Source organism: Actinacidiphila acididurans (genome assembly GCF_016918855.1).
GTDB classification, from domain to species: domain Bacteria; phylum Actinomycetota; class Actinomycetes; order Streptomycetales; family Streptomycetaceae; genus Actinacidiphila; species Actinacidiphila acididurans.
In genome coordinates, this window is sequence record NZ_JADKYB010000004.1 from 529,717 (window position 1) to 541,960 (window position 12,244).

The following is a 12,244-nucleotide window of genomic DNA, read 5'->3' on the forward strand; positions in this document are numbered from 1 at the left end:
GTTTCAGAATCCTGGAGTGAAGCCGCTGGACCAGATCTGCATCTGGTAGGTGATGTGGTCCCAAACGCCGGTGAGCAGCAGCACTCCGACGGCGACCAGCATGGCCCCGCCGGTGCGCATCACCCACACGTAGTGGCGCTTGACCCAGGTGAAGGCGCCGAGCATACGGCGGAAGGCGACGGCCGTCACGATGAACGGCACGCCGAGACCGAGGCAGTAGAAGAACATCAGCAGCGCGCCCCGACCGGCGCTGGCGTCGTTGAAGGCGAGCGCCTGCACCGCGCCGAGGGTCGGGCCGACGCACGGCGCCCAGCCGAAGCCGAACAGCACGCCGAGCAGGGGGGCGCCGGCCAGGCCCATGGCCGGCCGGTAGTGGAAGCGGAACTCCCGCTGGGTGAGGCCGCCGACCAGGCCGGTGAAGGCCAGGCCCAGCACGATGGTCATCAGGCCCAGCACCATGGTGATGGTGTGCTTGTGCTCCTGGAGGGTCCAGCCGAAGTTGCCGAACAGGGCGCCGCCGGAGACGAACACCGCGCTGAAGCCGAGCACGAACAGCAGCGAGCCGGCCGCCATCCGGCCGCGCCGGGCCTCGGCGAGGTCGGAGCCGGTGATCCCGGTCACGTACGACAGGTAGCCGGGCACCAGCGGCAGCACGCAGGGCGAGAAGAACGAGATGAGCCCGGCGAACATGGCAACCGGTATGGCCGCCAGCAGCGCCCCGGTGAGCACGGTCTGGCTGGGATCGGCCGCGAGCACGGCCGGCGAACCGGCGATCACGTCACTTCTCCGCCGCGATCGGGTCGATGAGCTGATTGAGTTCGCTCTCGCTGAGCGCCTTCAGCGCGCGGCCGGCGATCCGGCCCTGGCGGTCGATGACCAGGGTGGCCGGGATCGACTGGGCGTTGAGGCTGCCCTTGGGGAAGCGCAGCAGCAGGTTGCCGTCCGGGTCGTACAGGCTCGGATACGGCACCGCGAACCGCTTCTCGAACTGGCGGGCGTTGGCCGCGGCCAGGTCGCGGGTGTTGATGCCGAGGAACTGCACGCCCTTGGCCTGGTCGGCGGCCGCGACCTTGACCAGGTTCGGCGCCTCCAGCCGGCAGGGGGCGCACCACGATCCCCAGACGTTCACCACCACGACCTTGCCCTTGTAGGCGGCCAGGCTGGTCTGGGTGCCGTCGACCGTCTTGCCCGACAGGTCGGGCGCGGGCTTGCGGTCGGCGGCACTGACGGTGGTGATCTCACCGGTGCCGCTGACGAAGTTGGACTGGCCCGACGAGGAGTGCGAGGTCGACGAGCAGGCGGCGAGCGTCGACGCCAGCGCCGCGATTCCGGCCAGCACCGCGGTGCTGCGGAAAGTGCGGCGTCGGAGAGCGCGCGTAGGACTCATGTGAAAAGTTTCGCATGTGCCTTGGGGCGATCTTGCGCACCCCCGACGTCCACCCCAAAAGCGGCATCTGCCCCAAATAAGGGTCAGGTGTCGGCCAGGAATTCCCGCCAGCCGCCGGTCGGGCGCTCGCCGACGTCCAGGGTACGCAGCTTCGCCAGCACCGCCGGGTCCTGGGCGTCCATCCAGTCCACGAACTGACGGAACGAGACCAGCCGCACGTCCGGGTGGCGGGCCGAGGCGATGTGCTTCAGAGCCTCCTCGACGGCGTCCATGTAGATCCCGCCGTTCCACTCCTCGAAGTGGTTGCCGATGTAGAAGGGGGCGCGGTTGGTCTCGTACGCCCGCTGGAAGCCGGCGAGGTACGAAGCGGTCGCCTGGCTGCGCCAGCCGGGGTAATTGCGCGGGTCGGACCGGGTGGCCGCGTGCGACTGATTGGCCAGCATGTTGTAGTCCATGGACAGCACCTCGAAGCGGTGTCCGGGAAAGGGGATGAGCTGCAGCGGCAGGTCCCACACGCCGTGTTTCTTCTCCGGCCAGACCTGGATGCCGCCGGGCGAGCTGGCGTCGTACCGCCAGCCGAGTTCGGCGGCGGTGGGCAACAGGTTGTGCTGGCCGAGCAGGCAGGGGGTGCGCCCTCCGACGAGTTCCTTCTCGTAGTCGAAGGGCAGCGGGTCCTGGTCGTGCCAGCCGGTGGCGGTCTTCCAGGAGGTGACGAAACCTTTTGCCTGCTCGATCTCGCTGTGCCAGTCGGCCGGGGTCCAGTGCGCGACGCTGCCGTGGCCGCCGCAGAAGTGGCCGTTGAAGTGGGTGCCGATCTCGTGGCCGTCGAGCCAGGCCTGCCGGATGTTGTCCAGGGTCGCCCGCAGGTGCTCGTTGGTGAGGTAGCCGATGTCGGAGGCGCCCGGGGGGTTGTTGGGCGGGGCGTAGTGCAGCTTCTCCTGCTCGGGCAGCAGGTAGAGGCCGGACAGGAAGAAGGTCATGGTGGCGCCGTGGTCGGCGGCGAGCTTGCGGAACCGCGGGAAGAGGCCGTTGCCGACCTCGCCGGCACCGTCCCAGGAGAAGATCACGAACTGCGGTGGCGTCTGGCCGGGCTCCAGCCGCTCGGCCACCGGCTGATTGGGTTGCGGCCCGGTGTGCGCGGTCGACCCGTCCCCGATCAGGGTCACCGCCTGGTGCGGCGCGCGGGTCCGGCCGGTCCCCCCGGCCGGCCCACCCCCCGCGCCGTGCGGAACGTGCGGGGCGGACTCACCCGTCCCGCCGGAACTGCTGGCCCCGCATCCGGCTGCGGCAAGTGCGGCGGCGGCTCCCGCGGTAGTCGTCAGCAGAGTCCTTCGGCTCATCGAACTCATGTGCGATCCCCGTCCACTCGGGCGTCCCGTGGCCAACTCATCACGGAGAGCACCCAGTCATACAATCTGGTCACCCTCCATGACGTTCATAAGTTCCTCACGGTTACCTCAGAGCAGCACGTACTCTTTGGGCCCACCCGTTCGGCGCACCCCAGGGGGTGGCGGCCCCCTGCTTGCGGGTTCGCCGGGGGGCCGGCAGCCGGCAGTACGTGATCTGGCGGTGGCTTTGTGCGCGGCGGGGTGGGCGGGACCTTCTTGCAGCGGTTCGCGCGATTAGCAGGGGCATGCCAAAATCGAGCCCATGAGAAACCCCCTCCCGCCTGATGGGGAGGGGGTCGTGCAAGGGGGCGCCCCCTTGCGTAAAGGCAGGGCCTACCGCACGATCACGCGCCGAACGCCTTCTGGCCGGCTTGCGGCTTGGCGCCGGCACGCAAATGGGCCGGGACGAGGTCGATCGCGGGTTCGCTGTAGCCGACGGAGACGATGCGGTCGCCCTCGAAGGTGAAGGAGGTGACGCTCGCGAGGGTGCACTGGCGCTTGCGCGGGTCGTGCCAGAGGCGGCGGCGTTCGGCGTAGGAGCGGACGATCCAGATGGGGAGCTGGTGGCTGACGCACACCGCCTCGTGGCCCAGGGCCGCGTCACGCGCGGCGCCGAGCGCGGCCATCATGCGGACGACCTGGTCGACGTAGGGCTCGCCCCAGCTCGGCCGGAAGGGGTTGCGCAGGTACTTCCAGTTGGAGGGGTTCTTCAGGGCACCGTCGCCGACCCCGAAGGTCTTGCCCTGGAAGATGTTGGCCGCCTCGATGAGCCGCTCGTCGGCGACGATGTCCAGCCCGTGCGCCTTGGCGATGGGCGTGGCCGTCTCCTGCGCCCGCTCCAGCGGCGAGGCCGAGACGTGGACCACATCCCGCCCCGCGAGGTACTCGGCGACCCGCTCGGCCATCTCGCGGCCCAGCTCCGACAGGTGGTAGCCGGGCGCCCTGCCGTACAGCACCCCGGCGGGGTTGTGCACCTCGCCGTGGCGCACCAGATGGACGACGGTCAGGTCACCGGCGGCCGGGCCGAGCCCGGAACCGGCTTCGAACGTGGAACTCATGCGTGGGCCTCCGCTGCGGCACGTGCGGCGGCGGGCAGTGCCGCGGCGATCCGCTCCACGGCCCGCTCGTCGTGTGCGGTCGACACGAACCAGGACTCGAACGCCGACGGCGGCAGGTACACGCCCTGCGCCAGCATCGAGTGGAAGAAAGCGGTGAAGCGAAACGCCTCCTGCCGCTTGGCGTCCGCGTAGTCGCGGACCTCGGCGTCGGTGAAGAACACCGAGAACATGCTGCCCGCGCTGGACACCCGGTGGGCGACGCCCTCCTTGTTCAGCGCCTCCCCGACCAGCGCCTGCACCTCGTCCGAGACCGCGTCCACCACCGCGTACGCCGCCTCGTCCAGCAGCCGCAGCTGCGCCAGGCCGGCCGCGGTGGCGACCGGGTTCCCGGACAGCGTGCCGGCCTGGTAGACCGGGCCGGCCGGGGCCAGGTGCGCCATGACGTCCGCGCGCCCGCCGAAAGCGGCCGCCGGGAAGCCACCGCCCATCACCTTGCCGAAGGTCATCAGGTCCGGCGCGACCTCGTCGATCCCGTACCAGCCGGCCGGGCCGACCCGGAAGCCGGTCATGACCTCGTCGGAGATGTACAGCGCCCCGTTCTCGGCGCACACCTGCTTCAGCCCGGCGTTGAAGCCCGGTCCGGGCGGGACGACGCCCATGTTGCCGGGCGCGGCCTCGGTGATCACGCAGGCGATCTCGCCGGGGTGGGCCCGGAAGGCCTCGCGTACGGCGTCCAGGTCGTTGTACGGCAGCACGATCGTGTCCGACGCCTGGGCACCGGTCACCCCGGGCGTGTCGGGCAGGGCGAAGGTGGCCACCCCGGACCCGGCGGCGGCCAGCAGCGCGTCCACGTGGCCGTGGTAACAGCCGGCGAACTTCACCACCTTCGACCGCCCGGTGAAGCCGCGGGCCAGCCGGATCGCCGACATGGTCGCCTCGGTGCCGGAGGACACCAGCCGCACCTGCTCCACCGGCGCCACCCGCGCCACGATCTCCTCGGCCAGCGCGACCTCGCCCTCACCGGGGGTACCGAAGGACGTACCACGGGCCACCGCGGCCTGCACGGCCGCCGTGACCTCGGGGTGGGCGTGGCCGAGGATCATCGGTCCCCAGGAGCAGACGAGGTCGACGTACTCCCGGCCGTCCGCGTCGGTCAGGTACGGGCCCTGCCCGGAGACCATGAACCGGGGTGTGCCCCCCACGGCACGGAAGGCGCGCACCGGAGAGTTCACGCCACCTGGCGTGACGACTGCGGCGCGCGCGAAGAGTTCCTGGGACACTGGTGCTTCGTAGGGATAGCTCACACCCACATGCTCTCAAATGCCGGGCGTTGCGCCGCAACGTCTCAACCCGGCATCTGAGACGATGATCGGGTTGCATGGTTGGCTCTGCGGATGGTCGGGTAGTGGAATGCAGCAGCGTGGTGGCGGACCGGGCGACGGACCGGACGACTCCGACCCCGACCGGGACCGTCCGGACGGCGGACGCCACAGCGACTACCACGACCAGCAGCAGCCGCAGCACAGACAACAGCACCAGCGACAGCCCCGGCGGCGCCGGGGCGACGAGCAGTCCGGGCACACGAACCGACCGACCGCAGAAGGCAGGAGCAGGGGTGGCCGAGTGGGGGTGACCTACAAGTACTTCGGTGCGCCCGACGGGGCCACCGCGGCACGCGTCCCGATCTCCATGCGCCCCGAGGAACTCGGCGGCGACGAACTCGGCCAGGGCATGTACACCAAGGTCAAGCCGGAGACGATGGCCGCCATGGTGCTCACCGGAATCGAGGGCATACCCCCCGCCAAGGTGCCGCCGCTGGAACTGGTCGTGCTGCACCCGGACTACGCCGTGGTCCGGCTGCCCGCCTCGGTCGTGGAGCCGCTGCGCAAGGCGGGCGAGGAGGAGTTGGGCGCCGCCGCCTTCATCTGGTCCACCGTGCCCGACCGCCGCGGACCGCGCGACGCGTTCGTGATCTACCAAATGCTCCACGAATGGCAGGACTTCGCCCGCCGCTGCGAGGAATCGGGCCACCAGCTCTACTGCCTGGTCTGGCCCTGACCGGCCGCCGAACCCGCCGCCGTACGGCCCCCTGAGCGCCGCTGAACACCTCTGAGCACCCCTGAGCGCCGCTGATCACGTCTGCCCGGCCCGTGCCCCACGGGCGGCGGACCGTCCCGTCCGCCCGCTTTGTCTGTGGCGGATCACCGCAGCGTCCGAAACTCGCCTACGGGCCCGCCGGCCCCTCCCGCCCTGGTCGCAGGCGCGCGCGACCGCGCCACCGGACCCGTACGGGACGCGGCGGACGGCGGAATTCGGCCGATCTGACGGGCAGTTGGCCAGCGGTGAGAGATGCAGCCGGGGAAGAGGAGCGGGGACCGCTCAGGAGCCGCTGCCGGGCTTCGGGACGGTGCCGAGGTTGTCGAACGCCTTGGTCAGTCCGCGCTTGAGCAGCTTGGAGACAGGGCGCTCCACCAGCAGGTGCACCAGGTAGCTGAGCAGCAGGAAGACCACGATGAGCCCGGCGACCAGGACCCGCGGGTCGGCGCGGTCGCGCAGGTAGTGGATGGCGGTGGCGCCGGCCGCGTAGTGCAGCAGGTAGAAGGGGTACGTCAGGGACCCCGCGGTGACCAGCCACTTCCACTGGATGCGGTCGGTGAAGCCGAGCGCCACGCAGACCATGAACAGCAGGAACACCGTGTAGATCAGCAGGGCGCCGCGCCAGCCGGAGACGTGCTCGACGCCGGCGATGCGGCGGCCTATCTCGTCCTGCGCGAAGATCCAGGACAGCACCAGGATGCCCCACAGCAGCAGGTCCTGGCCGAACCGGTGCATCAGGTACAGCGCCAGGCCCGCGATGAAGTACCAGGTGGAGTCCCGGTCGGCGATCAGCGACAGGGCCGGGAAGCCGGCCGCCGGCGCCAGCGCGGCCATCGCCCCCCACACGCAGCAGAACACCACGACCTTGCGGTACGTCAGCCCGGTGGCGACCACGACCAGGAAGACCAGGTAGAAGCGCAGCTCGGACCAGAGCGTCCAGTACACCCCGTCGACGTTCGCGACGTGCGAACCGCCTTGCAGCATGCTGAGGTTGAACAGCACCTCGCGTCCGGTCGGCTTGCCCCACACCACCGGGTACGCGGTGAGCACCGCGGTGGTGAACAGCACGCCGAACCAGTACGCGGGGTACAGCCGGATCACCCGGGAGACGAAGAAGTCCCGCGGCCTGCGGCCCCAGCAGGACATGCAGATCACGAAGCCGCTGATGACGAAGAAGATCTCCACGCCGAGATAGCCGTAGGTGGCCAGCCGCCACACGCTGGGCATGACGTGCGAGGCCGGGCGGTCCCAGATGCTGTTGTGCGGCTGGTTGACCCGGTTGGTGCCCAGGTAGTGGTGGAGCGCGACGAACATCGCGGCGAAGAGCCGCAGCCCGTCGATCACGTACAGCCGCGGCCGCTTGCCGCCGCCGTCCTTCTTCGCGGCCGGCGGGGGCGCGGCCTCGGGTATGGGCTCGGGTTCGCGCGCGGGTTCCGGGAGTTCGGGCCGTTCGGGCTGCGGTGGAGCGCTGCGGGCCTGGGGCAGCGCGGGCGCCGGTGTCGGCGCCTGCAGCAGTCCGTTGCCCCCGGGGATGTTCTGCTGCCGCGGCCAGTCGTCCGCAGCCGAAGTCCCCGCGTGCCTCATCAGCCGTCAGCCGCCTCGTCCGTACGGCCCGCACGGGCCAGTTTCTCCGTGTGTCCGGACGGCCCAGCTCCGCCCAAGGAATCGCCAGCCTATGGTCAAGTGGTTGCCTCAACCACCCGAGAGCCCCTGAATCGAACAGGGTTCACCAGGATTTAAATTACTTCACCCTTGCGAGTCATCATCAGCGCCCCGGAATGTCATCCTCCAGCCATCGCTCCAGTTCGGGTGGACGCGGACCGTATACGGACAGGCGCAGGCGCCCCGAAGGGGCGCGAGGAACTGCGCGAACAACCACAACGCACCGGAACTCGGTAACGAACAGAACCCCCCGAGCTGGAAGCCGCAACGGCCCAACCTGGGAAGAGCCCCCACCCAGCGAACGACCTCAGCCCCACCGATTAAGCTGCGCGCATGCGAACTGCGGTGGTGACGGGCGCGAGCAGCGGGATCGGGGCGGCGACGGCGAGGATGCTCGCGGCGGCCGGGTTCCACGTGGTGCTCACCGCGCGGCGGGTGGACCGGCTGGACGCGCTGGCCAAGGAGCTGGGCGCGGAGGGCCGCGGGGTGACCGTGCACGCGCTCGACGTGACGGACCGGGCCGCGGTGGACGCGTTCGCCGAATCACTCGACCGGTGCGACGTGCTGGTCAACAACGCCGGCGGGGCCATCGGTACGGATCCGGTGGCCACCGCCGACCCCGCCGAGTGGCGGTCGATGTTCGAGGTCAACGTGCTCGGCGTCCTCAACGTCACGCAGGCGCTGCTGCCCGCGCTGACCGCCTCCGGCGACGGCACCGTGGTGATCGTGTCGTCCACCGCGGGCCTGGCGACGTACGAGGGCGGCGGCGGATACGTGGCGGCCAAGCACGGCGCCCACGTCATCGCCGAGACCCTGCGCCTGGAACTCAGCGGCCGCCCCGTGCGGATCATCGAGGTCGCCCCCGGCATGGTCCGGACCGACGAGTTCTCCCTGAACCGCTTCCACGGCGACTCCGACCGCGCCGCCGCCGTCTACTCGGGCGTCGCCGAGCCCCTCACCGCCGAGGACGTCGCCGACACCATCACCTGGGCCGTCACCCGCCCCTCCCACGTCAACGTCGATCTCCTCGTCCTGCGCCCCCGCGCCCAGGCCTCCAATTACAAGGTCCACCGGGAGCAGTAGCCTCCGACGGTTCGCCGGGAGCGCCCCGAAGGGGCGCGGGGAACCGCGCGAGCAACCGCCCACGGCCGGTGGCCCGGACACGACAGCAACTGCCCCTTCGGGCCGGTGACGAGGCTGCTCCCGGCGAACCGCTCAAGCCATCGCCGGCTCCGGCGCGGAGCGCGAAGGCTCGACCTCGTCGACCAGGGTCCGCTCGTCGAAGGGCAGCTCACCCGCGAAAACGCGCCGTGCGCGCCCCGCGTCGAACTCCCCCGTCCAGTGCCCGATGAGAACCGTCGCCACCGCGTTGCCCGCGAAGTTGGTGACCGCGCGAGCCTCGCTCATGAAGCGGTCGATGCCGACGATGAGGCCGATGCCGTCGACGAGGGCGGGCTTGTGGGACTGGAGTCCGCTCGCGAGGACGGCCATGCCGGAGCCGGAGACGCCGGCCGCGCCCTTGGAGGCGATCATCATGAAGAGCAGGAGGGAGATCTGCTCGCCCACGGACAGCGGCTTGCCCAGGGCGTCGGCGATGAAGAGCGAGGCCATGGTCAGATAGATCATCGTGCCGTCGAGGTTGAAGGAGTAGCCGGTCGGCACGGTGATGCCGACGACGGGCCGGCTGACCCCGAGGTGCTCCATCTTGGCGATGAGCCGGGGCAGGGCGGACTCGGAGGACGAGGTGGAGACGATGAGCAGGAACTCCCGGGCCAGGTAGCGCAGCAGGGAGAAGAGGTTCATCCCGGTGAAGAGCCGCAGGATCAGGCCGAGGACGACGACCACGAACACCAGGCACGTCACGTAGAAGCCGAGCATGATCACGGCGAGCGCCTTGAGCGCGTCGACCCCGGCGGAGCCGACCACCGCGGCCATGGCCCCGAACGCACCGATGGGCGCCGCCCACATGATCATGACGAGCACCCGGAAGACCAGCTTCTGAAGGTGCCCGATGCCGCGCAGCACCGGCTCACCGGCCGGCCCGAGCGCCTGGAGCCCGAAGCCGACGAGGAGGGCCACCAGGAGCGTCTGCAGCACGGTGCCCTCGGTGAGGGACGACACCATGGTGGTGGGGATGATGCTGAGCACGAAGTCCCAGCCCTCGGCGGGGGCACCGGCGGCCTGCGCGTGCCCGGCGCCGCGCAGCTTGTCGGTCAGGTGCAGCCCGCTGCCCGGGTGGAGGAAGTTGCCGACGAGCAGGCCGATGGCGAGCGCGACCAGCGACATCACCACGAAGTAGCCCAGCGCCAGCCCGCCCACCTTGCCGACCTTCGCGGCCTTGCGGACCGAGCCGATGCCGAGCACCAGCGTGCAGAAGATGACCGGCGAGATCATCATCCTGATCAGGTTCACGAAGGCGGTCCCGATCGGCTTGAGCTGAACGCCCGCGTCGGGTGCGGCCAGGCCCAGCACGGCGCCGGCCACCGTCGCCAGGATCACCGCCAGGTACAGATAGCGGGTCAGGTCGCCGCGCCCGCGCCCGCCGGCACGTACGGCAGCGGCCGCGCCGGCACCCGCGCCGGCCTGCCCACCTCCCGGCTCCTCGGGTCGTATGCGGCTGCGGTCCTCGGTTGACATCGTCGTCTCCCTGCGAGGTCGGGCCGGGTCCGCGGGCGGATCCGGGGTCCGCGGGCACCGTCCCGGCGCGCCCGCGTGCGAACAGGTCCCGGTGACTATGCGCGCCCGGCGTGAGCCAGGTCACCTTTACGTTCATTGAGTTCGCGGGCACCGGGCACACTGTGGGCATGTTCCGCCGGACCGCTCCGCCCGGCCCTCCCGCGGAGGCCGGCCGCAGGACCTCCCGTGCCCGCCCGCGCAGTCTGGCCGGCCAGCTCTTCGCGGTGCAGGCCGTGATCGTCGCCCTGGTGGTGGCCGCGGGCGCGGTGCTCGCCTACGCCGACGCCCGCTCCCGCGCGCAGGACGCGGCCCGGCACCGGGTGACCGCCGCCGCCACCGCGGTCGCCGACTCCGCGTTCGTGGTGCGCGCCGTGCGCGGCCCGGACCCCACCGCGGCCCTGGAGCCGTACGCCGACGCCGTCTGCCGGGACGCCGGCGTGGACTTCGTGACGATCATGGACACGCACGGCATCCGCTGGACCCACCCGGACCGGGCGCTGATCGGCAAGCACTTCCTCGGCCACATGGACCCGGCGCTGCACGGCCGGACGTTCACCGAGACGTACACCGGGAGCCTGGGCCCCTCGGTGCGGGTGGTCACGCCGGTACGGGACGGCCGCACGATCGTGGCGCTGGTCAGCGTCGGCATCACGGTGGACACCATCAGCCACCAGCTGCGCGGCCAGGTGGCGGCGCTGCTCGCGGTGGCCGCGGCGGCGCTGGCGGTCGGCGGCGCCGGCACGTACCTGGCCAACCGGCGGCTGCGGCGGCACACCCACGGCATGGCCGCCGCCGAGCTGAGCCGGCTCTACGACTACCACCAGGCGACCCTGCACGCGCTGCGCGAGGGCCTGGTGCTGCTCGACGCCGACCGCCGGGTCGCGCTGTGCAACGACGCCGCCCGCGACCTGCTCGGCCTGACCGGCGAGGTGGTCGGCCGGTACGTGGACGGTCTCGGCCTGCCCGTCTCGCTGACCGGCGCGCTGCTGGCCGCCGAGCCCCGGGTGGACGAGGTGCACCTGACCGCCGACCGGGTGGTCGTGGTCAACACCTCGCCGGTACGCGGCGGCGAGCGGCGCGGCACCGTGGTCACCCTGCGGGACCGTACCGACCTCCAGGCGCTCACCGGCGAGCTGGACTCCGTACGCGGCTTCGCCGAGGCGCTGCGCTCCCAGGCGCACGAGGCCGCCAACCGGCTGCACACGGTGGTCTCGCTGATCGAACTCGGCCGCGCGGCGGACGCGGTGGACTTCGCCACCGCCGAACTCGCCCTGTCCCAGGCCCTCACCGACCAGGTGGTCGCGGCCGTCGGCGAGCCCGTGCTGGCCGCGCTGCTGCTCGGCAAGGCCGCCGAGGCGCACGAACGCGGGGTGGAACTGGCCGTCAGTGACGACAGCTTCATCGACGACGGGCTGCTGCCGCCCGCGCTCACCACCCGCGACCTGGTGACCGTGCTGGGCAACCTGCTCGACAACGCCATGGACGCGGCGATCGAGGGCGCCGCCGAGCGCCGCCCGGCCGTCTCGGTCCGGGCCCGCACGGAGAAGGGCGAACTGCTGTTCCAGGTCACCGATTCCGGGCAGGGCGTGGACCCGGCCGCCGTCGCGGAGGTCTTCCGCCGCGGCTGGACCACCAAGACCCAGGGCCACGGCCTGGGCCTGGCCCTGGTCGAACAGGCCGCCCGCCGGGCCGGCGGCACGGTCGCGCTGCACCGCGCCCCGGACGGCGGCGCGCGCTTCACCGTACGGCTCCCGCTCAGGCCTCCGGCGGGTGTCGCAGGACCGCGCGAGCCGGCCCCTTCCCCCGTCTCAGGGCCGCGTAAGCCGACCGCTCCTCCCGCCACCGGACCGCACGAGTCGGCCGTTCCTCCCGTCGCAGGGCCGCGCGAGCCAGCCGCTCCCTCCGCCACCGGACCGCGCAAGCCAGCCCCTCCCCCCGCCACCGGACCGCGCAAGCCAGCCCCAGCCCCCGCCACC

General features: G+C 71.5%; 10 protein-coding genes. 3 read left to right on the forward strand and 7 right to left on the reverse strand.

Annotated elements, in window-relative coordinates; genetic code table 11:
* Positions 1-3 precede the first annotated feature (3 nt).
* The 5 genes from ITX44_RS10220 to hemL all read right to left on the reverse strand — a co-directional run bounded on the left by ITX44_RS10220 (position 4) and on the right by hemL (position 5,137).
* Positions 4-777 (reverse strand): cytochrome c biogenesis CcdA family protein, encoded by a 774-nt coding sequence (locus tag ITX44_RS10220; protein ID WP_307795188.1) that lies wholly within the window; start codon positions 775-777, stop codon positions 4-6.
* A gap of 1 nt (position 778) precedes the next feature.
* Positions 779-1,387 (reverse strand): TlpA family protein disulfide reductase, encoded by a 609-nt coding sequence (locus ITX44_RS10225; protein WP_205356744.1) that lies wholly within the window; start codon positions 1,385-1,387, stop codon positions 779-781.
* A gap of 83 nt (positions 1,388-1,470) precedes the next feature.
* A complete protein-coding gene (locus ITX44_RS10230) occupies positions 1,471-2,736 on the reverse strand; it encodes a polysaccharide deacetylase family protein (RefSeq protein WP_205356745.1) in 1,266 nt (421 codons plus the stop codon).
* Between the two features lie 383 nt (positions 2,737-3,119).
* Positions 3,120-3,833 carry a histidine phosphatase family protein gene (locus tag ITX44_RS10235; protein ID WP_205356746.1) on the reverse strand — a complete coding sequence of 238 codons (714 nt, stop codon included), beginning with the start codon at positions 3,831-3,833 and terminating at the stop codon, positions 3,120-3,122.
* Positions 3,830-5,137, reverse strand: coding sequence for a glutamate-1-semialdehyde 2,1-aminomutase (gene hemL / locus ITX44_RS10240; protein WP_205356747.1), 1,308 nt, complete (start codon positions 5,135-5,137; stop codon positions 3,830-3,832). The genes ITX44_RS10235 and hemL overlap by 4 nt, the downstream gene beginning before the upstream one ends.
* A 106-nt stretch (positions 5,138-5,243) precedes the next feature.
* Between hemL and ITX44_RS10245 the strand changes: the two genes are divergently transcribed.
* Positions 5,244-5,891 carry a hypothetical protein gene (locus ITX44_RS10245; protein ID WP_236060284.1) on the forward strand — a complete coding sequence of 216 codons (648 nt, stop codon included), beginning with the start codon at positions 5,244-5,246 and terminating at the stop codon, positions 5,889-5,891.
* A gap of 321 nt (positions 5,892-6,212) precedes the next feature.
* On the opposite strand, the gene ITX44_RS10250 is transcribed toward ITX44_RS10245, so the two are convergent.
* Positions 6,213-7,514 (reverse strand): acyltransferase family protein, encoded by a 1,302-nt coding sequence (locus ITX44_RS10250; RefSeq protein ID WP_205356748.1) that lies wholly within the window; start codon positions 7,512-7,514, stop codon positions 6,213-6,215.
* 411 nt (positions 7,515-7,925) lie between these two features.
* Here ITX44_RS10250 and ITX44_RS10255 point away from each other — a divergent pair, with 411 nt between their 5' ends.
* Positions 7,926-8,675, forward strand: a complete 750-nt coding sequence (locus ITX44_RS10255) for an SDR family NAD(P)-dependent oxidoreductase (protein WP_205356749.1) — start codon at positions 7,926-7,928, stop codon at positions 8,673-8,675.
* A gap of 132 nt (positions 8,676-8,807) precedes the next feature.
* On the opposite strand, the gene ITX44_RS10260 is transcribed toward ITX44_RS10255, so the two are convergent.
* On the reverse strand, positions 8,808-10,229 hold the full coding sequence (locus tag ITX44_RS10260; protein ID WP_205356750.1) for a cation:dicarboxylate symporter family transporter: 1,422 nt from the start codon (positions 10,227-10,229) through the stop codon (positions 8,808-8,810).
* Positions 10,230-10,396: 167 nt separating this feature from the next.
* Between ITX44_RS10260 and ITX44_RS10265 the strand changes: the two genes are divergently transcribed.
* A partial coding sequence (locus tag ITX44_RS10265; RefSeq protein ID WP_205356751.1) for a sensor histidine kinase occupies positions 10,397-12,244 on the forward strand: 1,848 nt, incomplete at its 3' end.

What these genes read in the sequence shown, in the direction of transcription:
- ITX44_RS10250 (WP_205356748.1), bottom strand. Translation starts at nt 7,514, where the DNA reads ATGAGGCACGCGGGGACTTCGGCTGCGGACGACTGGCCGCGGCAGCAG.
- ITX44_RS10260 (WP_205356750.1), bottom strand. Translation starts at nt 10,229, where the DNA reads ATGTCAACCGAGGACCGCAGCCGCATACGACCCGAGGAGCCGGGAGGT.
- ITX44_RS10235 (WP_205356746.1), bottom strand. Translation starts at nt 3,833, where the DNA reads ATGAGTTCCACGTTCGAAGCCGGTTCCGGGCTCGGCCCGGCCGCCGGT.
- ITX44_RS10245 (WP_236060284.1), top strand. Translation starts at nt 5,244, where the DNA reads ATGCAGCAGCGTGGTGGCGGACCGGGCGACGGACCGGACGACTCCGAC.
- ITX44_RS10230 (WP_205356745.1), bottom strand. Translation starts at nt 2,736, where the DNA reads ATGAGTTCGATGAGCCGAAGGACTCTGCTGACGACTACCGCGGGAGCC.
- ITX44_RS10225 (WP_205356744.1), bottom strand. Translation starts at nt 1,387, where the DNA reads ATGAGTCCTACGCGCGCTCTCCGACGCCGCACTTTCCGCAGCACCGCG.
- ITX44_RS10255 (WP_205356749.1), top strand. Translation starts at nt 7,926, where the DNA reads ATGCGAACTGCGGTGGTGACGGGCGCGAGCAGCGGGATCGGGGCGGCG.